At 58.8% G+C, this 26,688-nt stretch carries 27 protein-coding genes; 19 read left to right on the plus strand and 8 right to left on the minus strand.

Going from position 1 to position 26,688, the window contains the following annotated elements; translation table 11 throughout:
* The first annotated feature begins 7 nt into the window (after window positions 1-7).
* The 15 genes from ispC to tilS all read left to right on the plus strand — a co-directional run bounded on the left by ispC (window position 8) and on the right by tilS (window position 17,815).
* Window positions 8-1,204: a 1-deoxy-D-xylulose-5-phosphate reductoisomerase gene (gene ispC, locus ENGE1_RS07975; protein WP_048253147.1), complete on the plus strand. Its 1,197-nt coding sequence runs from the start codon at window positions 8-10 to the stop codon at window positions 1,202-1,204.
* A 186-nt stretch (window positions 1,205-1,390) separates the two neighbouring features.
* A complete protein-coding gene (gene ispU, locus ENGE1_RS07980; protein ID WP_043085912.1) occupies window positions 1,391-2,149 on the plus strand; it encodes a (2E,6E)-farnesyl-diphosphate-specific ditrans,polycis-undecaprenyl-diphosphate synthase in 759 nt (252 codons plus the stop codon).
* Between the two features lie 12 nt (window positions 2,150-2,161).
* The gene (gene cdsA, locus ENGE1_RS07985; RefSeq protein ID WP_043085911.1) at window positions 2,162-3,019 is read left to right on the plus strand and encodes a phosphatidate cytidylyltransferase; all 858 of its coding nucleotides are present in this window, start codon (window positions 2,162-2,164) and stop codon (window positions 3,017-3,019) included.
* Between the two features lie 11 nt (window positions 3,020-3,030).
* The gene (gene rseP, locus ENGE1_RS07990) at window positions 3,031-4,383 is read left to right on the plus strand and encodes a sigma E protease regulator RseP (protein WP_048253146.1); all 1,353 of its coding nucleotides are present in this window, start codon (window positions 3,031-3,033) and stop codon (window positions 4,381-4,383) included.
* A gap of 31 nt (window positions 4,384-4,414) precedes the next feature.
* Window positions 4,415-6,820 carry an outer membrane protein assembly factor BamA gene (gene bamA, locus ENGE1_RS07995; RefSeq protein WP_043085907.1) on the plus strand — a complete coding sequence of 802 codons (2,406 nt, stop codon included), beginning with the start codon at window positions 4,415-4,417 and terminating at the stop codon, window positions 6,818-6,820.
* A 121-nt stretch (window positions 6,821-6,941) separates the two neighbouring features.
* Complete coding sequence (gene skp, locus ENGE1_RS08000; protein WP_043085905.1) at window positions 6,942-7,436, plus strand: molecular chaperone Skp; 495 nt, start codon at window positions 6,942-6,944, stop codon at window positions 7,434-7,436.
* A gap of 3 nt (window positions 7,437-7,439) precedes the next feature.
* Window positions 7,440-8,465 (plus strand): UDP-3-O-(3-hydroxymyristoyl)glucosamine N-acyltransferase, encoded by a 1,026-nt coding sequence (lpxD, locus tag ENGE1_RS08005; protein WP_043085903.1) that lies wholly within the window; start codon window positions 7,440-7,442, stop codon window positions 8,463-8,465.
* Window positions 8,466-8,567: 102 nt separating this feature from the next.
* The gene (fabZ, locus tag ENGE1_RS08010) at window positions 8,568-9,023 is read left to right on the plus strand and encodes a 3-hydroxyacyl-ACP dehydratase FabZ (protein WP_043085902.1); all 456 of its coding nucleotides are present in this window, start codon (window positions 8,568-8,570) and stop codon (window positions 9,021-9,023) included.
* Window positions 9,024-9,026: 3 nt separating this feature from the next.
* Entirely contained in the window at window positions 9,027-9,815 is a 789-nt protein-coding gene (lpxA, locus tag ENGE1_RS08015; RefSeq protein ID WP_043085900.1) for an acyl-ACP--UDP-N-acetylglucosamine O-acyltransferase, read from the plus strand.
* Complete coding sequence (gene lpxB, locus ENGE1_RS08020; RefSeq protein ID WP_048253145.1) at window positions 9,815-10,960, plus strand: lipid-A-disaccharide synthase; 1,146 nt, start codon at window positions 9,815-9,817, stop codon at window positions 10,958-10,960. The genes lpxA and lpxB overlap by 1 nt, the downstream gene beginning before the upstream one ends.
* The gene (rnhB, locus tag ENGE1_RS08025; protein WP_045287521.1) at window positions 10,957-11,553 is read left to right on the plus strand and encodes a ribonuclease HII; all 597 of its coding nucleotides are present in this window, start codon (window positions 10,957-10,959) and stop codon (window positions 11,551-11,553) included. The genes lpxB and rnhB overlap by 4 nt, the downstream gene beginning before the upstream one ends.
* A 17-nt stretch (window positions 11,554-11,570) precedes the next feature.
* Window positions 11,571-15,053 carry a DNA polymerase III subunit alpha gene (dnaE, locus tag ENGE1_RS08030; RefSeq protein WP_048253144.1) on the plus strand — a complete coding sequence of 1,161 codons (3,483 nt, stop codon included), beginning with the start codon at window positions 11,571-11,573 and terminating at the stop codon, window positions 15,051-15,053.
* 12 nt (window positions 15,054-15,065) lie between these two features.
* Complete coding sequence (gene accA / locus ENGE1_RS08035; RefSeq protein ID WP_043085892.1) at window positions 15,066-16,025, plus strand: acetyl-CoA carboxylase carboxyl transferase subunit alpha; 960 nt, start codon at window positions 15,066-15,068, stop codon at window positions 16,023-16,025.
* Window positions 16,026-16,123: 98 nt separating this feature from the next.
* Window positions 16,124-16,513, plus strand: a complete 390-nt coding sequence (locus ENGE1_RS08040) for a VOC family protein (RefSeq protein WP_043085891.1) — start codon at window positions 16,124-16,126, stop codon at window positions 16,511-16,513.
* A 3-nt stretch (window positions 16,514-16,516) separates the two neighbouring features.
* Entirely contained in the window at window positions 16,517-17,815 is a 1,299-nt protein-coding gene (gene tilS / locus ENGE1_RS08045) for a tRNA lysidine(34) synthetase TilS (RefSeq protein WP_043085889.1), read from the plus strand.
* An 18-nt stretch (window positions 17,816-17,833) separates the two neighbouring features.
* On the opposite strand, the gene rof is transcribed toward tilS, so the two are convergent.
* Window positions 17,834-18,094, minus strand: coding sequence for a Rho-binding antiterminator (rof, locus tag ENGE1_RS08050; RefSeq protein ID WP_162185254.1), 261 nt, complete (start codon window positions 18,092-18,094; stop codon window positions 17,834-17,836).
* Window positions 18,081-18,281, minus strand: a complete 201-nt coding sequence (locus ENGE1_RS08055; RefSeq protein ID WP_043085884.1) for a YaeP family protein — start codon at window positions 18,279-18,281, stop codon at window positions 18,081-18,083. Before ENGE1_RS08055 ends, rof begins: the two co-directional genes overlap by 14 nt.
* 197 nt (window positions 18,282-18,478) lie before the next feature.
* Between ENGE1_RS08055 and ENGE1_RS08060 the strand changes: the two genes are divergently transcribed.
* Genes ENGE1_RS08060 through nlpE form a run of 3 tightly spaced genes read left to right on the plus strand, consistent with a single transcriptional unit; the run spans window position 18,479 to window position 20,170 of the window.
* On the plus strand, window positions 18,479-19,024 hold the full coding sequence (locus ENGE1_RS08060) for a YaeQ family protein (protein ID WP_043085883.1): 546 nt from the start codon (window positions 18,479-18,481) through the stop codon (window positions 19,022-19,024).
* Window positions 19,021-19,443 carry an alternative ribosome rescue aminoacyl-tRNA hydrolase ArfB gene (arfB, locus tag ENGE1_RS08065; RefSeq protein ID WP_043085881.1) on the plus strand — a complete coding sequence of 141 codons (423 nt, stop codon included), beginning with the start codon at window positions 19,021-19,023 and terminating at the stop codon, window positions 19,441-19,443. The genes ENGE1_RS08060 and arfB overlap by 4 nt, the downstream gene beginning before the upstream one ends.
* A 31-nt stretch (window positions 19,444-19,474) precedes the next feature.
* Window positions 19,475-20,170, plus strand: coding sequence for an envelope stress response activation lipoprotein NlpE (nlpE, locus tag ENGE1_RS08070; protein WP_043085879.1), 696 nt, complete (start codon window positions 19,475-19,477; stop codon window positions 20,168-20,170).
* 45 nt (window positions 20,171-20,215) lie between these two features.
* Here nlpE and proS read toward each other — a convergent pair whose 3' ends face one another.
* The 6 genes from proS to metN form a co-directional block, all read right to left on the minus strand.
* Window positions 20,216-21,934, minus strand: coding sequence for a proline--tRNA ligase (gene proS, locus ENGE1_RS08075; RefSeq protein ID WP_048253143.1), 1,719 nt, complete (start codon window positions 21,932-21,934; stop codon window positions 20,216-20,218).
* A 111-nt stretch (window positions 21,935-22,045) separates the two neighbouring features.
* On the minus strand, window positions 22,046-22,753 hold the full coding sequence (tsaA, locus tag ENGE1_RS08080; protein ID WP_043085875.1) for a tRNA (N6-threonylcarbamoyladenosine(37)-N6)-methyltransferase TrmO: 708 nt from the start codon (window positions 22,751-22,753) through the stop codon (window positions 22,046-22,048).
* Window positions 22,750-23,154, minus strand: a complete 405-nt coding sequence (gene rcsF, locus ENGE1_RS08085) for an Rcs stress response system protein RcsF (RefSeq protein ID WP_043085872.1) — start codon at window positions 23,152-23,154, stop codon at window positions 22,750-22,752. The genes tsaA and rcsF overlap by 4 nt, the downstream gene beginning before the upstream one ends.
* Window positions 23,155-23,259: 105 nt before the next feature.
* On the minus strand, window positions 23,260-24,075 hold the full coding sequence (gene metQ, locus ENGE1_RS08090) for a methionine ABC transporter substrate-binding lipoprotein MetQ (protein WP_043085869.1): 816 nt from the start codon (window positions 24,073-24,075) through the stop codon (window positions 23,260-23,262).
* Between the two features lie 42 nt (window positions 24,076-24,117).
* Entirely contained in the window at window positions 24,118-24,771 is a 654-nt protein-coding gene (locus ENGE1_RS08095) for a methionine ABC transporter permease MetI (RefSeq protein WP_043085868.1), read from the minus strand.
* Window positions 24,764-25,795, minus strand: coding sequence for a methionine ABC transporter ATP-binding protein MetN (gene metN, locus ENGE1_RS08100; protein WP_043085867.1), 1,032 nt, complete (start codon window positions 25,793-25,795; stop codon window positions 24,764-24,766). Before metN ends, ENGE1_RS08095 begins: the two co-directional genes overlap by 8 nt.
* Before the next feature lie 190 nt (window positions 25,796-25,985).
* Here metN and gmhB point away from each other — a divergent pair, with 190 nt between their 5' ends.
* A complete protein-coding gene (gmhB, locus tag ENGE1_RS08105) occupies window positions 25,986-26,552 on the plus strand; it encodes a D-glycero-beta-D-manno-heptose 1,7-bisphosphate 7-phosphatase (RefSeq protein ID WP_043085865.1) in 567 nt (188 codons plus the stop codon).
* Window positions 26,553-26,688: the final 136 nt, after the last annotated feature.

Raw genomic sequence — 26,688 nt, forward strand, 5'->3', positions numbered from 1 at the left:
ATTTGTGATGAAGTATTTAACCGTTCTGGGATCAACGGGTTCCATTGGCTGCAGCACTCTGGACGTGGTGCGGCACAACCGCGACGCGTTTACCGTCGTTGCGCTGGCCGCGGGCAAAAACGTTGAGCGAATGGTCGAACAGTGCCTGGAGTTTTCTCCACGCTTTGCGGTTATGGACGATGCCCAGAGCGCGCGCAGCCTTAGCGAATTTCTGCGCCTGCACGGCTGCCAGACCACCGTACTCAGCGGCCAGCAGGCGGCCTGCGACGCGGCGGCGCTGGATGACGTGGATATGGTGATGGCGGCTATCGTCGGCGCCGCGGGCCTGCAGCCGACGCTGGCGGCCATTCGCGCCGGTAAAACCATCCTGCTTGCCAATAAAGAGTCGCTGGTGACCTGTGGGCGCCTCTTCATGGAGGCGGTCAGAGAGAGCGGGGCGCGCCTGCTGCCGGTCGACAGCGAGCACAACGCGATTTTTCAGAGTTTACCGGAACCAATTCAGCAGCAGCTGGGGTACGCTTCCCTTGAGCAGCACGGCGTTTCGTCGATCCTGCTCACCGGGTCTGGTGGCCCGTTCCGTGAAGCACCGCTGGCCAGCCTGCGCGATATGACGCCGGACCAGGCCTGCCGCCATCCGAACTGGTCAATGGGGCGTAAGATCTCCGTTGACTCCGCCACCATGATGAATAAAGGTCTCGAATACATAGAAGCCCGCTGGTTGTTTAACGCCGCGGCGGCGCAGATGGAGGTGATTATTCACCCGCAGTCGGTGATCCACTCCATGGTCCGCTACCGCGACGGCAGCGTTCTCGCCCAGCTCGGCGAGCCGGATATGCGCACGCCAATCGCCCATACGATGGGCTGGCCAAATCGCCTCGAATCCGGCGTCAAGCCGCTGGACTTTTTCGCGCTGGGCGAACTGTCATTTACCGCGCCTGATTATCAGCGCTATCCCTGCCTGAAGCTGGCCATGGAGGCATTTGACAGCGGCCAGGGGGCGACCACGGCGCTCAATGCCGCCAATGAAGTCAGCGTCGCGGCCTTCCTGGCGTCGAGAATTCGTTTTACGGACATTGCCGCCGTTAACCTGGCCGTGCTTGAATCATTGAGGGTGCGAGAGCCGGAAAGCGTCGATGATGTGATGGCCGTGGACGCGCAGGCGCGGATGCAGGCCGAGGCAGAAGTGACGCGCTTCTCAAGCTGATGATTATTCACCTGACAAATGCGCTGCTATTTGTGGGCGCTGGGCTTCAGTGTTATAGTCTGCGCCACTCGTTTGCACGGTAACAGGATGTGTTGGCGGGTGCGCCGTGATTCTGCACGGCTTTTTTGCGCAAATTGTTGTGTATTTCGGGACCGCTAATTCCTTTTCATGGATTAATAACGCGTTATGTTGTCTGCTAACCAACCAATCAGCGAAATTATGCCTGCCCATGGCTGCCGACATGTGGCCATTATCATGGACGGCAATGGTCGCTGGGCGAAGAGACAGGGAAAAATCCGCGCTTTTGGCCATAAGGCCGGCGCCAAGTCTGTTCGTCGCGCGGTCTCCTATGCTGCCAACAACGGCATAGAAGCACTGACGCTGTACGCGTTCAGCAGTGAAAACTGGAATCGCCCGGAGCAGGAAGTCAGCGCGCTGATGGAGCTGTTTGTCTGGGCGCTCGACAGTGAAGTGAAGAGTCTGCATCGTCACAATGTACGCTTGCGCATTATTGGCGATACCCGCCGCTTTAACGCTCGTCTGCAGGAGCGTATCCGTAAAGCCGAGGCGTTGACCGGCAACAACACCGGCCTGACGCTGAACATTGCCGCCAATTACGGCGGCCGCTGGGATATTGTCCAGGGCGTGCAGCACCTCGCGGAACAGGTTCGCCAGGGTACCCTGAAGCCTGAAGAGATCACCGAAGATTTGCTCACTCAGCAAGTCTGCATGCATGAACTGGCTCCCGTAGATTTAGTAATTAGGACTGGCGGAGAACACCGCATCAGTAACTTCTTGCTGTGGCAAATTGCCTATGCTGAACTTTACTTTACTGACGTTCTCTGGCCCGATTTCGATGAACAAGACTTTGAAGGTGCTCTGCATGCCTTTGCTAATCGTGAGCGTCGTTTCGGCGGCACCGAGCCAGGTGATGAAAAAGCCTGACGGGGGTTACTTTTGCTGAAGTATCGCCTGATTTCTGCTCTTATTTTGATTCCTGTGGTCATTGCGGCGCTGTTTCTGCTGCCGCTGGCCGGTTTTGCTATTGTCACGCTGGTTGTCTGTATGCTGGCAGCGTGGGAGTGGGGCCAACTGAGCGGGTTTACCTCTCGCTCGCAGCGGGTCTGGCTGTCGGTGCTCTGCGGGCTGCTGCTGGCGGCGATGCTGCTGTGGCTGCCGGAATACCATCAGAATGTGCATCAGCCGCTGATTGCCGGCTCGCTGTGGGCCTCTCTGGCCTGGTGGCTGGCGGCGCTGCTGCTGGTGCTGACCTATCCCGGTTCGGCGGCGCTGTGGAAACGCTCGACGCTGCTGCGGCTGGTCTTTGGCCTGCTGACCATCGTCCCTTTCTTCTGGGGCATGATTGCCCTGCGCGGCTGGCACTATGAAAACAATCATTACAGCGGCGCCTTCTGGCTGCTTTACATTATGATTCTGGTCTGGGGCGCTGACTCCGGCGCCTACATGTTTGGCAAGCTGTTCGGTAAACACAAGCTGGCCCCGAAAGTGTCGCCGGGAAAAACCTGGCAGGGCTTTCTCGGTGGCCTGCTGACCGCGGCGGTCATCTCCTGGATTTACGGGGCGTGGGCGCATCTCGATGTCGCCTCCTCCACGCTGCTGATCTGCTCGATTGTTGCGGCGCTGGCCTCGGTGCTGGGCGACTTAACGGAGAGTATGTTTAAGCGCGAAGCCGGTATCAAAGACAGCGGCCATCTGATCCCGGGTCACGGCGGTATTCTTGACCGTATCGACAGCCTGACGGCGGCGGTGCCGGTCTTTGCCTGCCTGCTATTGTTGGTTTTCAGGACTTTCTGACGGAAGGGTTTATGCTGAGCATCCTCTGGAATCTGGCAGCATTCATCATTGCACTGGGCGTACTGATCACCGTGCATGAATTTGGTCACTTCTGGGTTGCTCGCCGTTGCGGCGTGCGCGTAGAGCGTTTTTCTATCGGCTTTGGCAAAGCGCTCTGGCGCCGGACTGACCGCAGCGGCACCGAATTCGTCATCGCCCTGATCCCCCTCGGCGGCTACGTCAAAATGCTCGACGAGCGCATTGAGGCCGTCTCGCCGGAGCGGCGCCACGAGGCCTTCAACAATAAAACCGTCGGTCAGCGCGCGGCAATTATCGCCGCCGGTCCCATCGCTAACTTCATTTTTGCCATCTTCGCCTACTGGCTGGTTTTCCTCATTGGTGTCCCCGGTATTCGTCCGGTTATTGGTGAAATAACACCCAATTCTATCGCCGCCGAAGCACAAATTGCACCCGGCACGGAACTTAAAGCCGTAGACGGTATCGAAACGCCTGATTGGGATGCAGTTCGCCTGCAGCTGGTGGCTAAGATTGGCGACCCGCAAACGACGGTCTCTGTTGCCCCTTTCGGAAGCCAGCAGCGCCAGGATAAAATCCTCGATTTGCGGCACTGGGCGTTTGAACCGGATAAAGAGGATCCCGTCGCTTCGCTGGGGATCCGGCCCCGTGGTCCGCAGATTGAACCCGTACTGGCTGACGTGCAGGCGGAGTCGGCTGCGCGTAAAGCAGGTTTGCAAGCGGGCGACAGGATCGTTAAAGTCGAGGGTCAGCCGCTAACAGAGTGGATGACTTTTGTTACTCTGGTGCGCGATAATCCAGGTAAACCTCTGCGGCTTGAGATTGAAAGGCAGGGCAGCCCCTTGTCTTTAACGTTAATACCAGATACAAAACCCGGTAAAGGGAAGGCAGAAGGGTTTGCGGGAGTCGTACCGAAGGTTATCCCGCTGCCTGATGAGTACAAGACAGTACGCCAGTACGGACCGTTCAACGCCGTCATACAGGCCACGGATAAAACATGGCAGTTGATGAAGTTGACGGTGCAGATGCTGGGAAAATTGATAACCGGTGACGTTAAACTGAACAACCTCAGTGGGCCGATTTCCATCGCTCAGGGGGCTGGGATGTCGGCGGAGTTTGGGTTGATTTACTACCTGATGTTCCTTGCGCTTATCAGTGTAAATCTGGGAATTATCAACCTGTTTCCGCTTCCTGTCCTCGATGGGGGTCATCTGCTGTTTTTGGCGATTGAAAAGCTGAAAGGCGGGCCGGTATCCGAGCGAGTTCAAGACTTTAGTTATCGCATTGGCTCAATACTGCTGGTGCTGTTAATGGGGCTTGCACTTTTCAATGATTTCTCTCGGTTGTAAGAGAGTTTGTTAGGAAGAACGCATAATAACGATGGCGATGAAAAAGTTGCTTATAGCGTCGCTGCTGTTCGGCAGCGCGACCGTATACGGTGCTGACGGGTTCGTAGTGCAGGACATTCACTTCGAAGGCCTGCAGCGAGTTGCTGTTGGTGCGGCCCTCCTCAGCATGCCCGTGCGTCCTGGCGACACGGTCACAGACGAAGACATCAGTAATACTATCCGCGCGCTGTTTGCCACCGGCAACTTCGAAGACGTTCGCGTCCTGCGTGATGGTAATAACCTGCTCGTACAGGTTAAAGAGCGTCCGACAATTGCCAGCATCACCTTCTCCGGTAACAAATCGGTTAAGGACGATATGCTCAAGCAAAACCTCGAGGCCTCCGGTGTTCGCGTCGGTGAATCTCTTGACCGTACGACGCTCGGCGATATCGAAAAAGGTCTGGAAGACTTTTACTACAGCGTCGGTAAATACAGCGCCAGCGTAAAAGCGGTCGTTACGCCGCTGCCGCGCAACCGCGTTGACCTCAAGCTGGTCTTCCAGGAAGGCGTCTCGGCGAAAATCGAACAGATTAACATCGTGGGTAACCATGCGTTCTCCACCGATGACCTGCTCTCCAACTTCCAGCTGCGCGACGAAGTGCCGTGGTGGAACGTGGTGGGCGACAGAAAATACCAGAAGCAGAAGCTGGCGGGCGATCTTGAAACCCTGCGCAGCTACTACATGGACCGCGGTTATGCCCGCTTCAACATCGACTCCACGCAGGTTAGCCTGACGCCGGACAAGAAGGGCATCTACATCACCATCAACATCACCGAAGGCGATCAGTACAAGCTGTCCGGCGTTGAGGTAAGCGGTAACCTGGCGGGCCACTCTGCGGAGATCGAAAGCCTGACCAAGGTTGAGCCGGGTTCGCTCTATAACGGCGCCAAAGTGACCAAAATGGAAGATGACATCAAGAAACTTCTTGGTCGCTACGGCTACGCCTATCCGCGCGTGCAGTCTCAGCCGGAAATCAACGATGCCGATAAAACCGTTAAGCTGCACGTTAGCGTCGATGCCGGTAACCGTTTCTACGTCCGTAAGATCCGCTTTGAAGGTAACGACACCTCGAAGGATGCCGTTCTGCGTCGCGAAATGCGTCAGATGGAAGGTGCCTGGCTTGGCAGCGATCTGGTTGACGCCGGTAAAGAGCGTCTGAACCGCCTCGGCTACTTTGAAACCGTGGATACCGATACCCAGCGCGTGCCGGGTAAACCGGATCAGGTCGATGTGGTCTATAAGGTGAAAGAGCGCAACACCGGTAGCCTCAACTTTGGTGTCGGTTACGGTACCGAAAGCGGCATCAGCTTCCAGGTTGGCGTTCAGCAGGATAACTGGCTGGGTACCGGCTACTCTGTCGGCATCAGCGGCACCAAGAACGACTACCAGACCTACTCCGAACTCTCCGTCACCAACCCGTACTTTACGGTTGACGGCGTGAGCCTCGGCGGGCGCATCTTCTACAACGACTTTAAAGCCGACGATGCGGATCTGTCGCAGTACACCAACAAGAGCTACGGTGTTGACGGTACGCTGGGCTTCCCGATCAACGAGTACAATACGCTGCGCGGCGGTTTAGGCTACGTTCATAACGACCTGTCCCACATGCAGCCGCAGGTGGCGATGAAGCGCTATCTGCACTCGGTGCACGGCAGCACAACGGAAACGTCTGATGACGACGACTACTCTGCCGATGACTTCACCTTCAACTACGGCTGGACGTACAACAACCTCGACCGCGGCTACTTCCCGACCGAGGGTTCGCGCGTCAACCTGAACGGTAAAGTGACCATTCCGGGCTCGGACAACAAGTTCTACAAAGTGACCCTCGATACCGCGACCTACTACCCGATCGATAACGATCACAAGTGGGTGCTGCTGGGCCGTACCCGCTGGGGCTACGGTGACGGCTTCGGCGGTAAAGAGATGCCGTTCTACGAGAACTTCTACGCCGGTGGCTCCAGCTCCGTGCGCGGCTTCCAGTCGAACAACATCGGTCCGAAAGCGGTTTACTACGGTCCAAACCAGCATTATTGCGAAACCGGCAATCTGTGTAAGTCAAACGACGCTATCGGTGGTAACGCCATGGGCGTCGCCAGCGCCGAGCTGATTGTGCCGACGCCGTTTGTGAGCGATAAGTACGCTAACTCCATCCGTACCTCCTTCTTCTTCGATGCGGGTACGGTATGGGATACGCAATGGCACGATAATGCGCAAATGAAGGCGCTGGGCATTGATGACTACGGCGACCCGACCAACATTCGTACGTCGACCGGTATTTCACTGCAGTGGATGTCGCCGCTGGGGCCGTTGGTCTTCTCCTACGCCCAGCCGATCAAGAAATACAAGGATGATAAATCGGAGCAGTTCCAGTTTAACATTGGTAAAACCTGGTAATTGCCCGTCGCGACGGAATGCGAGTGCTGTGTCGCGATACCTTCTGGCGAAGCCATCCGGCTCGCCAGAGCTCGCAAAGAACGGTACCTTTGGGTACTCATGGGATGGTAAGGAGTTTATAGTGAAAAAGTGGTTATTAGCTGCAGGTCTGGGTTTGGCGATGGTGACTTCTGCTCAGGCAGCAGACAAAATCGCTATCGTCAACATGGGTAGCCTGTTCCAGCAGGTAGCTCAGAAAACTGGCGTTTCAGCTACTCTGGAAAATGAGTTTAAAGGCCGCGCAGGTGAACTGCAGCGTCAGGAGACCGATCTGCAGGGTAAAATGCAGCGCCTTCAGCGCGACGGCTCTACCATGAAAGCCTCCGATCGCAGCAAGCTGGAAAAAGACATCATGTCCCAGCGTCAGGCCTTCTCTCAGAAAGCCCAGTCTTTCGAGCAGGATCGTGCGCGTCGTTCTAACGAAGAGCGCGGCAAGCTGGTTAGCCGTATCCAGGCTGCAGTGAAAAGCGTAGCTTCCAGCCAGAGCATCGACCTGGTTGTTGACGCTAACGCCGTTGCTTACAACAGCAGCGATGTTAAAGACATCACCGCTGATGTACTGAAGCAGGTTAAATAAGTAATGCCTTCAATTCGACTGGCTGATTTAGCGCAGCAGTTGGATGCAGAATTACACGGTGATGGCGATATCGTCATCACCGCCGTTGCGTCCATGCAGTCCGCTAAAGCAGGTCACATTACGTTCATGGTGAACCCTAAGTACCGTGAACACCTGGCCGCTTGCCAGGCGTCCGCTGTGGTGATGACCGCAGACGACTTACCTTTTGCCAGTAGCGCGGCCCTGGTAGTGAAGAACCCCTACCTGACTTACGCCCGCATGGCTCAGATTCTCGATACCACGCCGCAGCCGGCGCAGGATATCGCGCCCAGCGCCGTGGTTGATGCAACGGCGACGCTTGGCCAGAACGTCTCCATTGGTGCGAATGCCGTTATCGAATCGGGCGTAGTGCTTGGCGATAACGTACGCATCGGTCCCGGCTGCTTTGTCGGCAAAGAGACCCGCATCGGTGCCGGCACCCGGCTGTGGGCCAACGTCTCCGTCTATCACGACATTGAAATCGGCGAAAATTGCCTGATTCAGTCAAGCACCGTGATTGGCGCCGACGGCTTCGGCTACGCCAACGATCGCGGCAACTGGGTGAAGATCCCCCAGCTTGGCCGGGTGATCATCGGCGATCGCGTTGAGATCGGCGCCTGTACGACCATCGATCGCGGTGCCCTGGATGACACCATTATCGGCAATGGCGTGATCATTGATAACCAGTGCCAGATTGCGCACAACGTGGTCATCGGCGACAATACCGCCGTTGCCGGCGGCGTCATCATGGCGGGCAGCCTGAAAATTGGCCGCTACTGCATGATTGGCGGCGCCAGCGTCATCAATGGTCATATGGAAATTTGCGATAAAGTGACCGTGACCGGCATGGGCATGGTAATGCGCCCGATTTCGGAACCTGGGGTATACTCCTCCGGCATTCCGCTGCAGCCGAACAAGGCCTGGCGTAAAACCGCCGCACTGGTGATGAATATTGATGATATGAATAAGCGCCTCAAGGCTCTTGAGCGCAAAAACAATCAACAAGACTAGCCCGTCACATTCTGTGCCAACCTTCCCGGCCTGTCTGATTTCTTTTAATCTGGCAGGCCGTGTTATTATCGCCTTTTAGTATATTTAGACAGGAAGAGTATTTTGACTACCGACACTCATACTCTGCAAATTGAAGAGATTCTTGAGCTATTGCCGCACCGTTACCCGTTCTTGCTGGTTGACCGCGTGCTGGACTTTGACGAGGGTCGTTTTCTGCGCGCAGTTAAAAACGTTTCTGTAAACGAACCGTTTTTCCAGGGCCACTTTCCTGGCAAGCCGATTTTCCCGGGTGTACTGATTCTGGAAGCGATGGCGCAGGCCACCGGTATTCTGGCATTTAAAAGCGTGGGTAAACTGGAGCCGGGCGAGCTGTACTACTTCGCAGGCATCGATGAAGCCCGCTTCAAGCGCCCGGTTGTGCCAGGCGATCAGATGATCATGGAAGTGACCTTTGAGAAAACCCGCCGTGGTCTGACCCGCTTCAAAGGCGTGGCAACCGTTGACGGTAAAGTTGTTTGCGAAGCAACCATGATGTGCGCACGCAGCCAGGGGGCTTAATACGTGATTGATAAAACCGCCTTTATCCATCCTACTGCCATTGTCGAAGACGGCGCCGTTATCGGTGCTAACGTTCACATTGGCCCGTTCTGCATTGTCGGTGCCGACGTCGAAATTGGCGAAGGTACTGTACTGAAGTCTCACGTCGTTGTTAACGGCCATACCAAAATTGGCCGTGACAACGAGATCTATCAGTTCGCTTCCGTGGGTGAAGTGAATCAGGATCTTAAGTACGCGGGTGAACCGACGCGCGTTGAGATTGGCGATCGTAACCGCATCCGCGAGAGCGTCACCATTCATCGCGGTACGGTGCAGGGCGGCGGATTGACGAAGGTGGGCAGCGATAACCTGCTGATGATCAATGCGCACGTCGCGCACGACTGCACGGTGGGCAATCGCTGCATCCTCGCGAATAACGCCACGCTTGCGGGGCACGTTTCGCTGGATGATTTTGTCATCATTGGCGGCATGACCGCCGTTCATCAGTTCTGCACCATCGGTGCGCACGTGATGGTCGGCGGCTGCTCGGGCGTAGCGCAGGACGTTCCGCCCTACGTCATTGCCCAGGGCAACCACGCGACGCCGTTTGGCGTTAACATCGAAGGCCTCAAGCGCCGCGGCTTTACCCGCGAGGCGATTATTGCCATCCGCAACGCCTATAAGCTGCTCTACCGCAGCGGCAAGACGCTGGACGAGGCGAAGCCTGAGATTGCGGAGCTGGCGAAGCAGCATCCTGACGTGCAGGCCTTCTCTGATTTCTTCGGACGCTCGACCCGTGGCCTGATTCGTTAATGTCTGCCCGTCCGCTCACCATCACCCTGGTCGCCGGAGAAACCTCCGGCGATATTCTTGGTGCCGGCCTTATTCGCGCCCTCAAGGCCCGCGTTCCCGACGCCCGCTTTGTCGGCGTGGCCGGTCCGCGCATGCAGGCCGAAGGCTGCGAGGCCTGGTATGAGATGGAAGAGCTGGCGGTGATGGGTATCGTTGAGGTGCTCGGCCGTCTTAAGCGCTTGCTGCACATTCGTGCCGACCTGACGCAGCGTTTCAGCGAACTGCGGCCCGACGTGTTTGTCGGTATCGATGCGCCGGATTTCAACATCACGCTTGAAGGCAAGCTGAAGGCCAGGGGCATCAAAACCATTCACTACGTCAGCCCATCCGTCTGGGCCTGGCGGCAAAAACGCGTTTTCAAAATCGGCAGATCCACCGATATGGTGCTGGCCTTTCTGCCTTTCGAAAAAGCGTTTTACGACAGATTTAACGTTCCCTGCCGCTTTATCGGCCACACCATGGCGGACGCCATGCCGCTGGATCCCGATAAAAATGCGGCCCGGGATACGCTGGGCATTGCCCGTGACGTGCACTGCCTGGCCCTGCTGCCGGGCAGCCGCGGCGCGGAAGTGGAGATGCTCAGCGGCGATTTCCTGAAAACGGCGCAGCGGCTGCGCGAGACTTACCCTGATCTTGAGGTGGTCGTGCCGCTGGTGAACGCGAAGCGGCGGGAACAGTTCGAGCAGATCAAGGCGGACGTTGCGCCGGATCTGCGCGTCCATATGCTCGACGGCATGGCCCGCGAGGCGATGATCGCCAGCGACGCCGCGCTGCTGGCCTCCGGCACCGCGGCGCTGGAGTGTATGCTGGCCAAGTGTCCGATGGTGGTGGGCTACCGCATGAAGCCGTTCACCTTCTGGCTGGCGAAGCGGCTGGTCAAGACCGAGTACGTATCGCTGCCGAACCTGCTGGCCGGGCGCGAACTGGTGAAAGAACTCCTGCAGGAGGAGTGTCGCCCGGATCTGCTGGCGCAGGCGCTGCTGCCGCTGCTGGCGGACGGCAAAACCAGCCATCAGATGCATGACACCTTCCGCGAACTGCACCAGCAGATCCGCTGCAACGCCGACGAGCAGGCGGCGGACGCGGTGCTGGAGCTGGCAAAATGATTGAATTTATCTATCCGCACACCCGCCTGGTGGCGGGCGTCGACGAAGTTGGCCGCGGTCCGCTGGTCGGCGCCGTGGTCACCGCGGCGGTGATCCTCGATCCCGCGCGGCCGATTATCGGCCTCAACGACTCGAAAAAGCTCAGCGAAAAGCGCCGCCTGGCGCTATTTGATGAAATTAAAGAAAAAGCGCTATGCTGGAGCCTCGGGCGCGCCGAGCCGTGCGAAATCGACGAGCTGAATATCCTGCACGCCACCATGCTGGCGATGCAGCGGGCCGTTGCCGGGCTCAGCGTTAAGCCTGAATATGTGCTGATTGACGGCAACCGCTGCCCGGCGCTTCCGGTGCCGTCGATGGCGGTGGTGAAGGGCGACAGCCGCGTCGCGGAAATCAGCGCCGCGTCGATCCTGGCGAAAGTGACCCGCGACGCCGAAATGGCCGCGCTGGATCTGACCTTTCCCGAATACGGCTTTGCTAAGCATAAAGGCTATCCCACGCCTTTCCATCTCGAAAAGCTGGCGCTGCACGGCGCCACTGAACATCACCGGCGCAGTTTCGGGCCCGTTAAACGCGCGCTGGCAGCGGCTGAATAAGCAGGCGGACACTGAAGATGGCTGAACCACGTTTCGTACACCTACGGGTGCACAGCGACTACTCCATGATTGACGGCCTGGCAAAGACCGGGCCGCTGGTGAAGAAGGCGGCCGCCCTCGGCATGCCGGCGCTGGCAATCACCGACTTTACCAACCTTTGCGGGCTGGTGAAGTTTTACGGCACCGGCCACGGAGCCGGCATTAAGCCCATCGTCGGCGCCGATTTCCACGTCCTGAGCGAGGTCTCCGGCGAGGAGATGACCCAGCTGACGGTGCTCGCCGCCAACAATACCGGTTATCAGAACCTGACGCTGCTCATCTCCCGCGCTTACCAGCGCGGGTACGGCGCCCTCGGGCCGTGGATTGACCGCGACTGGCTCATTGAGCATAAAGAGGGGCTGATCCTGCTCTCCGGCGGCCGGATGGGCGACGTCGGCAAGGCGCTGCTGCGCGGCAACATGGCGCAGGCCGATCAGTGCCTCGCATTCTACGAAGAGCACTTCCCGGACAGCTACTATCTGGAGCTGATCCGCACCGGCCGCGCCGATGAGGAGAGCTACCTCCACGCCGCTGTGAAGCTTGCCGAGGAGCGCGGCCTGCCGGTGGTCGCTACCAACGACGTGCGCTTTCTCGAGGCCGGCGACTTTGACGCTCACGAAATTCGCGTCGCCATTCACGACGGCTTTACCCTCGACGATCCGAAACGTCCGCGCAACTACTCCGCCCAGCAGTACATGCGCAGCGAAGAGGAGATGTGCGAGCTGTTCTCCGACATCCCGGAGGCGCTGGAGAACAGCGTGGAAATCGCCAAGCGCTGCAACGTTACCGTGCGCCTCGGCGAATACTTTCTGCCGCAGTTCCCCACCGGCGACATGACCACCGAAGACTTTCTGGTGGCGAAGTCGAAAGAGGGTCTCGAAGAGCGTCTCGAATTCCTGTTCCCGGACCCGGCGGTGCGGGCGGAAAAACGCCCCGAGTATGACGAACGTCTGGATACCGAACTGAAGGTCATCAACCAGATGGGCTTCCCCGGCTACTTCCTGATCGTGATGGAGTTTATCCAGTGGTCGAAGGATAACGGCGTGCCGGTTGGTCCGGGACGCGGCTCCGGCGCCGGATCGCTGGTGGCCTATGCGCTGAAAATCACCGACCTCGACCCGCTGGAGTTTGACCTGCTGTTCGAACGCTTCCTCAACCCGGAGCGCGTGTCGATGCCCGACTTCGACGTTGACTTCTGCATGGAGAAGCGCGACCAGGTGATTGAGCACGTGGCGGACATGTACGGCCGCGACGCGGTATCGCAGATCATCACCTTCGGTACCATGGCGGCAAAAGCGGTGATCCGCGACGTGGGGCGCGTGCTCGGCCACCCCTACGGCTTCGTGGACCGCATCTCCAAGCTGGTGCCGCCCGATCCGGGCATGACGCTGGCGAAGGCCTTCGAGGCCGAACCGCAGCTGCCGGAAATCTATGAGGCGGACGAAGAGGTCAGGGCGCTGATCGACATGGCGCGCAAGCTCGAAGGCGTCACCCGTAACGCCGGCAAGCACGCTGGGGGCGTAGTTATCGCGCCGACCAAAATCACCGACTTTGCCCCGCTCTACTGCGACGAAGCGGGGATGCATCCGGTGACCCAGTTCGATAAGAACGACGTGGAGTACGCGGGGCTTGTGAAGTTCGACTTCCTCGGCCTGCGCACGCTCACCATCATCAACTGGGCGCTGGAGATGATCAACAAGCGCCGGGAGAAGAACGGCGAGCCGCCGCTGGATATCGCCGCTATCCCCCTCGACGACAAGAAAAGCTTCGACATGCTGCAGCGCTCGGAAACCACCGCGGTCTTCCAGCTTGAATCCCGCGGCATGAAGGATCTGATCAAGCGCCTGCAGCCCGACTGCTTCGAAGATATGATTGCCCTGGTGGCCCTGTTCCGTCCGGGGCCGCTGCAGTCGGGGATGGTGGATAACTTTATCGACCGCAAACACGGCCGGGAAGAGATCTCCTATCCGGACGTGCAGTGGCAGCACGAGTGCCTCAAGCCGGTGCTGGAGCCGACCTACGGCATCATTCTGTATCAGGAACAGGTGATGCAGATTGCCCAGGAGCTTTCCGGCTATACCCTCGGCGGGGCAGATATGCTGCGCCGCGCGATGGGTAAGAAAAAGCCCGAAGAGATGGCCAAGCAGCGCGGCACCTTTGAGGAAGGGGCGAAGAAGAACGGCGTTGACGGCGAGCTGTCGATGAAGATCTTCGACCTGGTGGAGAAATTCGCCGGCTACGGCTTTAACAAATCCCACTCCGCCGCCTACGCGCTGGTCTCCTACCAGACCCTGTGGCTGAAGGCGCACTATCCCGCCGAATTTATGGCGGCAGTCATGACCGCCGATATGGACAACACCGAGAAGGTGGTGGGCCTGGTGGACGAGTGCTGGCGCATGGGCTTAAAAATTCTGCCGCCGGACATTAACTCCGGGCTGTACCACTTCCACGTCAATGACGACGGTGAGATAGTCTACGGCATCGGCGCGATCAAAGGCGTCGGCGAAGGGCCTATCGAGGCGATTATCGAGGCGCGCAACAGCGGCGGCTATTTCCGCGAACTGTTCGACCTCTGCGCGCGCACCGACATCAAAAAGCTCAACAAGCGGGTGCTGGAAAAACTGATTATGTCCGGGGCCTTTGACCGCCTCGGGCCGCACCGCGCGGCGCTGATGAACTCGCTGCCGGACGCGCTGAAGGCCGCCGATCAGCACGCGAAGGCCGAAGCCATCGGCCAGGCCGACATGTTCGGCGTGCTGGCCGAAGAGCCGGAGCAGGTGGAGCAGTCCTACGCCAGCTGCCAGCCGTGGCCGGAGCAGATAGTGCTGGACGGCGAGCGCGAAACTCTCGGGCTGTACCTTACCGGGCACCCGATCAATCAGTATCTCAAAGAGATCGAGCGTTACGTCGGCGGCGTAAGGCTTAAAGATATGCATCCGACCGATCGTGGTAAAGTCACCACGGCGGCGGGGCTTGTGCTTGCCGCGCGGGTTATGGTCACCAAGCGCGGTAATCGTATCGGCATCTGCACGCTGGATGACCGTTCCGGACGTCTGGAGGTGATGATGTTCTCCGACGCACTGGATAAATATCAGCATTTGCTGGAGAAAGACCGCATCCTTATCGTCAGCGGACAGGTCAGCTTTGATGACTTCAGCGGAGGCCTTAAAATGATGGCCCGCGAAGTCATGGACATTGACGAAGCCCGGGAAAAATACGCTCGCGGGCTTGCTATCTCGCTGACGGACAGGCAAATTGATGACCAGCTTTTAAACCGTCTCCGTCAGTCTCTGGAACCCCACCGTTCGGGAACCATTCCAGTACATCTCTACTATCAGAGGGCGGATGCACGCGCGCGGCTGCGCTTTGGCGCAAGCTGGCGTGTTTCTCCGAGCGATCGTCTGCTAAACGATTTGCGTGGCCTCATTGGGTCGGAGCAGGTGGAACTGGAGTTTGACTAAAACAGGAATACTATGAGTCTGAATTTCCTTGATTTCGAACAGCCGATTGCTGAGCTGGAAGCGAAAATCGATTCTCTGACGTCCGTTGGCCGTCATGATGAAAAACTGGATATTAACATCGACGAAGAGGTGCACCGCCTGCGCGAAAAGAGCGTAGAGCTGACCCGTAAAATCTTCGCCGATCTGGGTGCATGGCAGGTGGCGCAGCTGGCTCGCCATCCGCTGCGCCCCTATACCCTGGATTATCTGCGTCTGGCCTTCGATGAATTCGACGAGCTGGCGGGCGACCGCGCTTACGCTAACGATAAAGCTATCGTTGGCGGCATCGCACGCCTCGACGGCCGTCCGGTGATGGTTATTGGTCACCAGAAGGGCCGCGAAACCAAAGAGAAAATTCGCCGCAACTTCGGGATGCCGGCCCCGGAAGGCTACCGCAAAGCGCTGCGCCTGATGGAGATGGCTGAACGCTTTAAGATGCCGATCATCACCTTTATCGACACCCCGGGGGCCTATCCAGGCGTGGGGGCGGAAGAGCGCGGCCAGTCTGAGGCTATTGCCCGCAACCTGCGCGAGATGTCCGGTCTGAAAGTGCCGGTTATCTGCACCGTCATCGGAGAAGGCGGCTCCGGCGGCGCGCTGGCGATCGGCGTGGGCGACAAAGTCAACATGCTGCAGTACAGCACTTATTCGGTTATCTCCCCGGAGGGCTGCGCCTCTATCCTGTGGAAGAGCGCCGACAAAGCGCCGCTGGCGGCAGAGGCAATGGGCATCATCGCTCCGCGCCTGAAGGAACTGAAGCTTATCGACACCGTGATCCCGGAGCCGCTGGGCGGCGCCCACCGCAATCCGGAAGCAATGGCGGCAAGCCTCAAGGCGCAGCTGCTGGCGGATCTTGACGATCTCGATGCGCTTGATACTGAACAGCTGCTTGACCGCCGCTATCAGCGCCTGATGAGCTACGGCTACGCGTAAGCCGCAGGTTATTTGCAGGGCGCGCGCGCCGCAAGGGCCACACTCCGGTGTGGCCTTTTTGCATTATGATATTGACGTGATCCGAAACAGGAGAAGAGATGCTTGTCATAAAACAGATCCACCATATCGCCATCATCGCCAGCGACTACGCCCGCAGTAAAGCATTCTATTGCGACATTCTCGGCTTTACGCTGCAGGCGGAGGTTTACCGCGAAGCGCGCGACTCCTGGAAGGGCGATCTGGCCCTCAGCGGCCAGTACGTCATTGAGCTCTTCTCCTTCCCGGCGCCGCCCGCGCGGCCCTCGCATCCGGAGGCCTGCGGATTGCGCCACCTGGCGTTTGCCGTGGAAGATATTGACGCGGCGGTAGCGCACCTGGAAATGCATGGCGTACAATGCGAAGCTATTCGAATCGATCCCTGTACCGACCGCCGCTTCACCTTTTTCAGCGATCCTGACGGTCTGCCGCTGGAGCTGTATCAGTCATAAGCCATGAGCCTGAAATCCGTCATCGACGCGCTGCGCCCGTATCAAAAAATTCTTATCGCCTTTAGCGGCGGCCTCGACTCCAGCGTGCTGCTGCACCGGCTGGCGCAGTGGCGCGCGTCCGGGCAGGCGGTCAGCCTGCGGGCTATCCACGTTCACCACGGCCTCAGCGCTAACGCCGATGCCTGGGTAGCGCACTGCCAGCGGGTATGCGACGCGCTGGACGTGCCGCTTGAGGTGGCCAGAGTCCGGCTTGCTGATACCGGCCTCGGCGTTGAGGCCCACGCGCGGGCCGCGCGCTACGATGCGTTCCGCGCCGCGCTGCGGCCGGATGAGGTTCTGGTGACGGCCCAGCACCTCGACGATCAGTGCGAAACCCTGCTGCTGGCGCTCAAGCGCGGCAGCGGCCCGGCGGGACTGTCGGCGATGGCGGCGGATTCGCCGTTTGCCTCAACCCGGCTGCTGCGCCCGCTGCTGAACGAGTCCCGGGCGTCGCTGCAGGCGTGGGCGGATGAGCACCGGCTGAGCTGGATCGAGGATGAGAGCAATCAGGACGATGCCTACGACCGCAATTTTCTGCGCCTGCGCATTATGCCGGCCCTGGCCGCCCGCTGGCCGCACATTGCGACAGCGGTTGCCCGCAGCGCGGCGCTGTGCGGCGAACAGGAGCAGCTGCTGGATGAACTGCTGGCAGAGCAGCTTGCGGCGCTGGTGGGCGAGGCGGGTCAGCTGGCTATCGCGCCGCTGCAGGCGATGAGCCCGCCGCGCCGCTCGGCCCTTCTGCGCCGCTGGCTGGCGCTGCACGGTGCGCCGATGCCCTCCCGGGAGCAGCTGGCTCGAATCTGGCAGGAGGTGGCCCTGGCCCGGGAGGACGCCGCGCCGCAGCTGCGCTCCGGCGACGGCGAGGTGCGGCGCTATCAGCAGCGGCTGTGGTGGATAAAGGCAACTGTGAGCCAGGCGGACGTCTGCCTGTCGTGGCCCGATATTACGCGGCCTCTGATGCTCGCCGACGGCGCGCTGCTGCTGCGCGCGGGGACGCTGCTGCGCCGGCCCGCCGCCGATGAGCCGGTGAGCGTGCGCTATCGGGCGGAGGGAAATATTCATCTCGTCGGCCGCCGGGGCGGCAGAAAGCTGAAGAAAATCTGGCAGGAGCTTGGCGTGGCGCCCTGGCTGCGCGATACCACGCCGCTGCTGTTTTATGGTGAGACCTTGATTGCGGCGCCGGGATATTTCGTCACCGTGGCGGGGCAGTGCGCGGCGGGAGAAGCGGGACTGGAGCTTATCAGGGAAAGGAACGGGCAGTAGCACTGCCCGTCGCAGTGATTATTCGGCGCTTACCACCACGGTACCGATTTTCGGATGGCTGAAGCTCTCAATAATATCCAGCCGCAGTTCCCGGCTTGCGCCTTCGGACTCCACCACCAGATATTCGACGTTTTTACGTGAGACCAGATCGCTGGCTTTCGCCTTCAACTCTTCTCCGTCTTTCAGCTTCAGCGTCAGGACGAGATGATGCTGGCAGGCGAGTTCAAGATTGTCGTAGTCGTCACAGTTGATCGGTTGATAAGACTCATTCATTGACATAATCGCTCACCAGTAAGTTTGCCGCCGCAAAGGCCGCTTTTTCCCTGATTGATTCTGACGCCGAAGCGTCAGAGGCAACTTCATTCAACACCTTCAGCACACAGCCCAGCGCATCCGGGACGTATCCCAGGTCGCCGCTGGCTATCTCCGCATATCGCTTGCGTATTAACTCACAATATTTTTCCACATGTCCTCCTGTCAGTGACTGACCTCACAGTGGGATGCAAGTTTAAGCCTACGAAGTTCCACTCTGTTTAGCAAGGTGACTATATCACAGGCATAAAATGAATATCAGCAGGATGAAAAACTGTCCCCCCGCCAATTGCGAACAGCCTTTTGCCGCTGATTTCGGTACAATATCCGCCATTTTTCAGGAGTGACCCCATGGCGCTGAAAGCGACAATTTATAAAGCAGCGGTGAACGTTGCCGATCTCGACCGCAACCGGTTTCTCGACGCCAGCCTGACGCTGGCGAAGCACCCTTCGGAGACCGAAGAGCGGATGATGCTGCGCCTGCTGGCGTGGATAATGTACGCCGATGACCGGCTGCAGTTTACCCGCGGCCTCAGCGCGGACGATGAGCCGGAGCTGTGGCTGCTTAACGATCATCTGGGTATCGATCTGTGGATCGAACTGGGCCTGCCGGAAGAGCGGCGCATCAAGAAGGCCTGCTCCCGCTCGCAGCAGGTGGCGCTGTTTACCTACAACAGCCGGGCGGCGGAGATCTGGCGTCAGCAGAATCAGGCGGCGCTGGCCGGCTTTGCCAACCTGACTATCTGGTATCTGGACGATGCTCAGCTCAGCCAGCTGGCGGCCTTTGCCGCCCGCAATATGACCCTGCAGGCTACGCTTCAGGAGGGGACTCTCTGGCTGTCGGACGAGCAGAATAATCTGGAAATTGTTCCCACCTGCTGGCAGCCCGCGCCGTGATTGTTATCTCCGGACGGGTAGCGCTGGCGGACGATGAGGTCGAAATCACCGCTATCCGCGCGCAGGGCGCCGGTGGGCAGCACGTGAATAAGGCCTCGACGGCTATCCATTTGCGCTTTAACATCCGGGAGTCCAGCCTGCCGGACGCCTATAAAGAGCGGCTGCTGGCCGCCAGCCACCACCTGCTGACGGCCGACGGGATGATCATCATCAAGGCCCAGGAGCACCGCAGCCAGGAGATGAACCGCGAGGCGGCCATCGCCAGGCTGGTGACAACTATTCAGTCGCTGACCGCTGAACAAAAGCGGCGCCGGGCAACCAGACCTACGCGGGCCTCAAAAGAGCGCAGGCTGAACGCCAAATCGGGCAAATCGTCGATCAAAGCGCTGCGCGGAAAAGTTCGACATTCCGGTGAGTAGCTCACCGGCCAGGGAAGATAAGGATATAAACGTGAAGAAACTATTACTGGCTGCGGCCGCGCTCGGCATGCTCTGCGCGCTGCCGGGGTGTAATAACCGCAGCGACGAGCCGCTGCAAAAAGTGGGTCAGCAGGAAAAGCTGCAGCCGATGCCGCAAAGCTGGCGGGGCGTCGTGCCCTGCGCGGACTGTGAAGGTATTGAGACCTCGCTGTTCCTCAATCAGGACGGCACCTGGGTGATGAACGAGCACTATCTCAAGGGGGCTAAAAGCGCCACCTTCGGCTCCTGGGGACGCTGGGCGCGCACCGCCGAGAAGCTGGTCCTGACCGACGGCCGGGGCGAAAAACGCTACTACCGGGTGAAGGGCGACAGGCTGGAGATGCTGGCGCGCGACGGTAGCCCGATCCCGTCTTCGAACCGCTATACGCTGGCGCCGGTGAAAGCCAGCCTGCCGACAACGCCGATGGCGATGCGCGGCATGTACATCTATTATGCCGACGTGGCGATCTTCACCGACTGCGCGACGGGCGTGCGCCTGCCGGTCGATAATACGATTGCGCTGGAGGAGGGCTATGCCGCCGCCAGCCGCAGCAGCGCAAAGCCGGTGCTGCTGGTGATTAAAGGTCACCTGGCGCTTGAGCCGAACCCCGACAGTGGGGCGATGGAAACGCTTCTCGTCCCGGACGGGCGCGGTGAGTTTCAGGCCGGAAAAGCGTGCGCTGATTAAGCCTGCGCAGAAACAAAAAAGCCCCTCGCGGGGCTTTTTTTATGTTCAGCCTTTAATGGCCTTCACCAGGTAGTCGAGGATCTCGCCGGTTTTGATCAGCTGCTTGTCGCCGCTGCGGCGGTATTTGTACTCGATATCGTCATTGTCGAGGTTGCGGTCGCCGATGACCACGGTGTGCGGAATACCGATAAGCTCCATATCGGCAAACATCACGCCCGGACGCTCTTTGCGGTCGTCCATCAGCACTTCGATACCCTGCGCGCGCAGCTCGCCGTACAGCTTCTCGGCCAGCTCCTGCACGCGGTAGGATTTGTGCATGTTCATCGGCAGGATAGCGACCTGGAACGGGGCAATGTTGTCCGGCCACAGAATGCCGCGATCGTCGTGGTTCTGCTCGATAGCCGCCGCCACCACGCGGGTCACGCCGATACCGTAGCAGCCCATGGTCAGGATCTGGTTGCGCCCGTCTTCGCCCTGCACCGATGCCTTCATCGCTTCAGAGTACTTGGTGCCGAGCTGGAAGATGTGTCCCACTTCGATACCGCGCTTGATCAGCAGGGTGCCTTTGCCGTCCGGGCTCGGGTCGCCGACCACCACGTTGCGGATATCGGCCACTTCCGGGGTGGCGACGTCGCGATCCCAGTTGATGCCGAAGTAGTGTTTGTTGTCGATATTGGCCCCGGCGCCGAAGTCGCTCATGGCGGCAACGCTGCGGTCAATCACGACCGGTACCGGCATGTTCACCGGGCCCAGAGAGCCGGGACCGGCGTTAACCACGGCGCGGATCTCCTCTTCGGTGGCGAAGGTCAGCGGGCTGGCGACCTGCGGCAGCTTCTCGGCTTTAATTTCATTCAGTTCGTGATCGCCGCGCACCAGCAGGGCAACTAGCGGATATTCACGGCCTTCGGCGGCTTTCACCAGCAGGGTTTTGACCGTTTTTTCAATCGGCAGATTGTGCTGCTCAACCAGCTGGGCGATGGTTTTGGCGTTCGGGGTATCGACCAGGGTCATCTCCTGAGTCGCGGCGGCGCGCGGCGCGGCAGGCGCAACGGCTTCGGCCATCTCGATGTTGGCGGCGTAGTCGGACTCGCTGGAGAAGATTACGTCATCCTCACCGCTGGAGGCCAGCACCTGGAACTCGTGGGAGGCGCTGCCGCCGATGGAGCCGGTATCGGCCTGCACGGCGCGGAAGTCGAGGCCCATGCGGCTGAAGATTTTGCTGTAGGCCGCGTACATCTTGTCGTAGGTTTCCTGCAGCGATTCCTGCGAGGTGTGGAAGGAGTAGGCGTCCTTCATGATGAACTCGCGGGAGCGCATCACGCCAAAGCGCGGGCGCACTTCGTCGCGGAATTTGGTCTGGATCTGGAAGAAGTTCAGCGGCAGCTGCTTGTAGGAGCTCAGCTCGTTGCGGATCAGATCGGTGATCACTTCTTCGTGGGTCGGACCGAGGACAAACGGACGCTCGCCGCGATCGACAAAGCGCAGCAGCTCAGGGCCGTACTGCTCCCAGCGGCCGCTCTCCTGCCACAGGTCAGCAGGCTGCACCACCGGCATCGACACCTCGATGGCACCGGCGTTTTCCATCTCTTCACGCACGATGTTCTCGACTTTTTTCAGGACGCGCAGGCCGGTCGGCAGCCAGGTGTATAACCCGGAGGCCAGCTTGCGGATCATCCCGGCGCGCAGCATCAGCTGGTGGCTGATCACTTCGGCGTCGGCAGGTGTCTCCTTGAGCGTGGAGAGCATGTATTGGCTAGTACGCATGATATTACGGTTCCATTTGAACGGTCGGTGCAGGCGGAACGTCCGCCTGAGTCAAAAAAAGTGGTTTAGTTTATCAGCCTGGCAGGGTTGTCAAAAGAGAGGAGCAGAAAATTAGCGCGGCTCGAGGGCGAAGACCTCAAAGCCCGCCTCAGTAACCCGCCAGCGGACGTTGAAATCGTGCAGCCATACCGCATAAGTTTTGCCGCTCTCTTCCCCTTTACGATAGGCCGGGCGCGGATCCTGCGCCAGCACCTCAATAATAAAATCGCCGAGGTGAGGATAGCGTTTCTCAAGCGCCGGCAGCCGCTGCGCAACCTCCGGGCTGAAGCTCACCGCCATCTCCGCCTGCGGGGCCTGCTGGGCATAGCTGGCTGCGGCTTCCGGCAGGGCTTCGGCAAAAGGCAGGTAGGGTTTGATATCCACCACCGGCGTGCCGTCAACCAGATCGAGGCTGCCGAGCTGGAGAATCACCTTGTCGCCCCGGCAGCGGATCGCCTGCAGTTCGACCAGCGACATGCCGACGGGGTTTGGCCGGAAGGTCGAGCGGGTGGCGAAGACGCCCATGCGCGCATTGCCGCCGAGGCGGGGAGGGCGCACGGTAGGCCGCCAGCCGCCTTCCATGGTCTGATGGAAGACAAACAGGATCCACAGATGGCTGAACGACTCCAGGCCGCGCACGGCGTCGGCCTGGTTATAGGGAGGTAGCAGGTGAAGCTCGCCGCTGGCGTGCTTCACCAGGCCCGGCTGGCGCGGTACGGCAAACTTCTCTTTATAAGGGGAGCGAATAACGCCTATCTGTTCGAAAGAGAAGGCGCTCATTTCGCCGAGACGTTAAGGGCCGAACCTACGCATACGGCCTGACGATAGCAGCCCGGCGTGCCGCTGGTGACTTCACAGCTGTGCAGCAGTACCGCATTAGCGCGCATTTTAGAGGCGTTGATCTGCATGCGTTTACGTGCGGTCGGGATATTCGGCGGTGAGTCCTGGTTGCTGGCCTGGCAGGAGTCGCCGCTGACCTCGCCGAGATCGCGGAACGGCTTGCCGACCAGATCCTCGGCTTTGGTATAAATTCTTACCGGCGCGGCGCGCGGCGCTTTCGGTTTAACCGGTTCTGCTTTGGCTGGCGCTGCGGTGCTTTGTTCGGGTTCAACGGGAGATCTGCTTAGCATGGAACAACCGCTCAGGGCGAGCGCTAAAAAACAGACCGGTAAAGCACGCATAATATGTCCTCAAAGAATAAAAAACCGAAATCATCGAATCCGTTGACAGCTTAAACGACAGGACGGGCATAAGCCCGCCCTGAATGATATTACTTTGTAAAAAGATTACCAGCCCTTAACGGCGCCGCCGTTAAAGATCTTATTCGCCGCTTCGTAAACTTCGTCGGACTGATAGGCTTCGACGAATTTCTTCACGTTTTCAGCGTCTTTGTTATCTTCACGGGTCACGATCAGGTTAACGTACGGAGAGTCTTTGTCTTCCACGAAGATACCGTCTTTGGCCGGGGTCAGGCCAATCTGGCTGGCGTAGGTGGTGTTGATCACCGCCAGCGCGATCTGCGCATCGTCCAGGGAGCGCGGCAGTTGCGGGGCTTCCAGCTCAACAATCTTCAGGTTTTTCGGGTTTTCGGTAATATCCAGCGCCGTCGGCAGCAGGCCTACGCCATCTTTCAACTTGATAAGACCCACTTTTTGCAGCAGCAGCAGGGTACGGCCCAGGTTAGTCGGGTCATTAGGCACGGCAACCTGATCGCCCGGCTTCAGCTCATCCAGCGATTTGATTTTTTTCGAGTAGCCGGCAATCGGATACACAAAGGTGTTGCCGACGGCGACCAGCTTGTAGCCGCGATCTTTGATCTGCTGATCGAGGTAAGGCTTGTGCTGGAAGGCGTTAGCGTCGATATCGCCTTTGCTCAGCGCTTCGTTCGGCAGCACGTAGTCGTTGAAGGTGACCAGCTCAACGTCAAGACCGTACTTCTCTTTGGCCACTTTCTGCGCCACTTCCGCGACCTGCTGCTCGGCGCCGACGATCACGCCGACTTTAATGTGGTTCGGATCTTTTTCATCCTGACCGCAACCCACCAGTGCCAGAGAACCAATCAGGGCACCCACTGCCGCAAAGGTCTTAAACTTAAACGCCATCTTATTTCCTTAAACTCGTTGAGTTGTCTGTTGTGTGTAACGTTATTTGTGAGTCACTGCCCGGACGATGCGATCGCCAGAGAATTGAATTAAATAAACCAGAACCACCAGCAATACCAGCACGGTATTCATCACCGTGGCGTTATAGCCAATGTAGCCGTACTGATAGCCAATCTGCCCCAGACCGCCGGCGCCGACCGCGCCGCCCATTGCCGAGTAGCCGACCAGGGTAATCAGCGTGATGGTGGCGGCATTAACCAAGCCCGGCAGCGCTTCCGGCAGCAGGACCTTACGCACGATCTGCATCGGCGTCGCGCCCATTGCGCGGGAGGCTTCGATAAGGCCGGTCGGGATCTCCAGCAGGGCGTTTTCCACCATGCGGGCAATAAACGGCGCCGCGCCAACGGTCAGCGGCACAATCGCCGCCTGCAGACCGATGGAGGTTCCTACGATAACCCTGGTGAACGGGATCATCCATACGAGCAAAATAATAAAGGGGATCGAACGGAAGATATTTACCAGCGCCGACAGCGTGCGGTAAAGCTTCGCGTTCTCAATAATCTGTCCCGGGCGCGTGGTATAAAGCAGCACGCCCACCGGCAGGCCGATAACGAAACCAAAAAAGCCGGAGACGAAGGTCATGGCCAGCGTCTCCCAGACGCCGCGTCCCAGTAGCCACATCATTGCCTCAGACATAACCCAGTACCTCTACCTTCACGTGATGTTGCTGCAGCCACGCAATGGCTGCCTGTGTATCCTGCTGTTGACCGTGCATTTCGGTCAGCATGATGCCGAACTTAACGCCGCCCGCGTAATCCATCTGGGCGCTAATGATGTTGTTATTGACGTTGAAACGCCTGGCGGTCTCGGATAGCAGCGGCGCGTCGACCGACTGACCGGTGAACTCCATGCGCAGCATCGGCACGCTGTCGGCCTGCTGTTCCGGCTTGAGGCGCGCCAGGTAGTCTTCCGGGATATCGAGGTGCAGCGTGGACTGAATAAACTGCTGCGCCAGCGGCGTTTTCGGATGGGAGAACACTTCGCTGACCGTATCCTGCTCGATAAGCTGCCCGTTGCTGATCACCGCCACGCAGTCGCAGATGCGCTTCACGACGTCCATCTCGTGGGTAATAAGGAGAATGGTCAGGCCGAGACGGCGGTTAATGTCCTTCAGCAGCTCGAGGATAGAGCGGGTGGTCGCCGGATCCAGCGCGCTGGTGGCCTCATCGCACAGCAATACTTTCGGATTGCTGGCGAGCGCGCGGGCGATGGCTACGCGCTGCTTCTGGCCGCCGGAGAGATTAGCGGGATAGCTGTCGTGCTTGTCGCCGAGGCCGACCAGCTCCAGCAGCTCGCTGACGCGGCGCTTAATCTCTTCCTTCGGCGTGTTGTCCAGCTCAAGGGGCAGGGCGACGTTGCCAAATACCGTGCGGGAGGCCAGCAGGTTAAAGTGCTGGAAGATCATGCCAATCTGGCGGCGCGCCCTGGTCAGCTGCGATTCGGAAAGGGTGGTCAGCTCCTGGCCATCAACCTGCACGCTGCCCTCCGTCGGGCGCTCTAGCAGATTAACGCAGCGGATCAGGGTGCTTTTTCCCGCCCCCGAGGCGCCGATAACGCCGTAAATCTGTCCGGCAGGCACGTGCAGGCTGACATCATTTAGCGCCTGAATGGTGCGGTGGCCCTGCTGGAACACTTTGGTGATATGTGAAAGTTTAATCATTAGCTATTTATTATCATTTAAAGTATTGCGGCGGCATTTTCTGCTGCGGCAGTGGTGCTGTTACCGTGAATGAAATGGATGTTAAGGCATCCAGACGTCTAAATCAATCAGGACTCTTGCTAATGAGCACTTTCTTGCGGTAGGAAACATGAGATACTAAACGCTACATGCCTTATTCAGGAGCAAACCGGTGGCAAAGAGCGTTCCCGCTATTTTTCTTGACCGTGACGGCACCATTAATGTCGATCATGGCTATGTGCACGAAATTGATGAGTTCGAATTTATTGATGGCGCGATAGACGCCATGCGCGAATTAAAAGCAATGGGCTTCGCGCTGGTGCTGGTGACCAACCAGTCCGGCATCGCCCGCGGCAAGTTCACTGAGGCGCAGTTTGAGACACTGACCGAATGGATGGACTGGTCGCTGGCGGATCGCGATGTTGACCTCGATGGCATCTACTACTGTCCGCATCATCCTCAGGGCACGGTGGAAGAGTATCGCCAGACCTGCGACTGCCGCAAACCGCATCCGGGCATGTTTATCTCCGCACGCGATTTTCTGCATATCGACATGGCCGCTTCTTATATGGTTGGCGACAAACTGGAGGATATGCAGGCGGCCCACGAGGCAGGCGTAGGAACAAAAGTCCTTGTCCGCACCGGTAAGCCGGTCACCCCGGAGGCGGAAGAAGCCGCAGATTGGGTTCTGGAAAGCCTTGCCGCACTGCCTGAGGCCATCAAAAAGCAGCAAAAATAGGCGTTACGACGAAAAGATGAGCGGTTGAAATAAAAATGCATTTTTCCGCTTGTCAGCGCCGAATTACTCCCTATAATGCGCCTCCATCGACACGGAGCAACGGCAAACACGCCGCCGGGTTGAAAGGGAAAATTCC

Origin of the sequence: Pluralibacter gergoviae ATCC 33028 = NBRC 105706, assembly GCF_001598855.1 — a bacterium.
GTDB classification, from domain to species: domain Bacteria; phylum Pseudomonadota; class Gammaproteobacteria; order Enterobacterales; family Enterobacteriaceae; genus Pluralibacter; species Pluralibacter gergoviae.

What these genes read in the sequence shown, in the direction of transcription:
- ispC (WP_048253147.1), top strand. Translation starts at nt 8, where the DNA reads ATGAAGTATTTAACCGTTCTGGGATCAACGGGTTCCATTGGCTGCAGC.
- ispU (WP_043085912.1), top strand. Translation starts at nt 1,391, where the DNA reads ATGTTGTCTGCTAACCAACCAATCAGCGAAATTATGCCTGCCCATGGC.
- rseP (WP_048253146.1), top strand. Translation starts at nt 3,031, where the DNA reads ATGCTGAGCATCCTCTGGAATCTGGCAGCATTCATCATTGCACTGGGC.
- bamA (WP_043085907.1), top strand. Translation starts at nt 4,415, where the DNA reads ATGGCGATGAAAAAGTTGCTTATAGCGTCGCTGCTGTTCGGCAGCGCG.
- lpxD (WP_043085903.1), top strand. Translation starts at nt 7,440, where the DNA reads ATGCCTTCAATTCGACTGGCTGATTTAGCGCAGCAGTTGGATGCAGAA.
- lpxB (WP_048253145.1), top strand. Translation starts at nt 9,815, where the DNA reads ATGTCTGCCCGTCCGCTCACCATCACCCTGGTCGCCGGAGAAACCTCC.
- rnhB (WP_045287521.1), top strand. Translation starts at nt 10,957, where the DNA reads ATGATTGAATTTATCTATCCGCACACCCGCCTGGTGGCGGGCGTCGAC.
- dnaE (WP_048253144.1), top strand. Translation starts at nt 11,571, where the DNA reads ATGGCTGAACCACGTTTCGTACACCTACGGGTGCACAGCGACTACTCC.
- accA (WP_043085892.1), top strand. Translation starts at nt 15,066, where the DNA reads ATGAGTCTGAATTTCCTTGATTTCGAACAGCCGATTGCTGAGCTGGAA.
- ENGE1_RS08040 (WP_043085891.1), top strand. Translation starts at nt 16,124, where the DNA reads ATGCTTGTCATAAAACAGATCCACCATATCGCCATCATCGCCAGCGAC.
- tilS (WP_043085889.1), top strand. Translation starts at nt 16,517, where the DNA reads ATGAGCCTGAAATCCGTCATCGACGCGCTGCGCCCGTATCAAAAAATT.
- rof (WP_162185254.1), bottom strand. Translation starts at nt 18,094, where the DNA reads ATGTCAATGAATGAGTCTTATCAACCGATCAACTGTGACGACTACGAC.
- ENGE1_RS08060 (WP_043085883.1), top strand. Translation starts at nt 18,479, where the DNA reads ATGGCGCTGAAAGCGACAATTTATAAAGCAGCGGTGAACGTTGCCGAT.
- proS (WP_048253143.1), bottom strand. Translation starts at nt 21,934, where the DNA reads ATGCGTACTAGCCAATACATGCTCTCCACGCTCAAGGAGACACCTGCC.
- tsaA (WP_043085875.1), bottom strand. Translation starts at nt 22,753, where the DNA reads ATGAGCGCCTTCTCTTTCGAACAGATAGGCGTTATTCGCTCCCCTTAT.
- rcsF (WP_043085872.1), bottom strand. Translation starts at nt 23,154, where the DNA reads ATGCGTGCTTTACCGGTCTGTTTTTTAGCGCTCGCCCTGAGCGGTTGT.
- metQ (WP_043085869.1), bottom strand. Translation starts at nt 24,075, where the DNA reads ATGGCGTTTAAGTTTAAGACCTTTGCGGCAGTGGGTGCCCTGATTGGT.
- ENGE1_RS08095 (WP_043085868.1), bottom strand. Translation starts at nt 24,771, where the DNA reads ATGTCTGAGGCAATGATGTGGCTACTGGGACGCGGCGTCTGGGAGACG.
- metN (WP_043085867.1), bottom strand. Translation starts at nt 25,795, where the DNA reads ATGATTAAACTTTCACATATCACCAAAGTGTTCCAGCAGGGCCACCGC.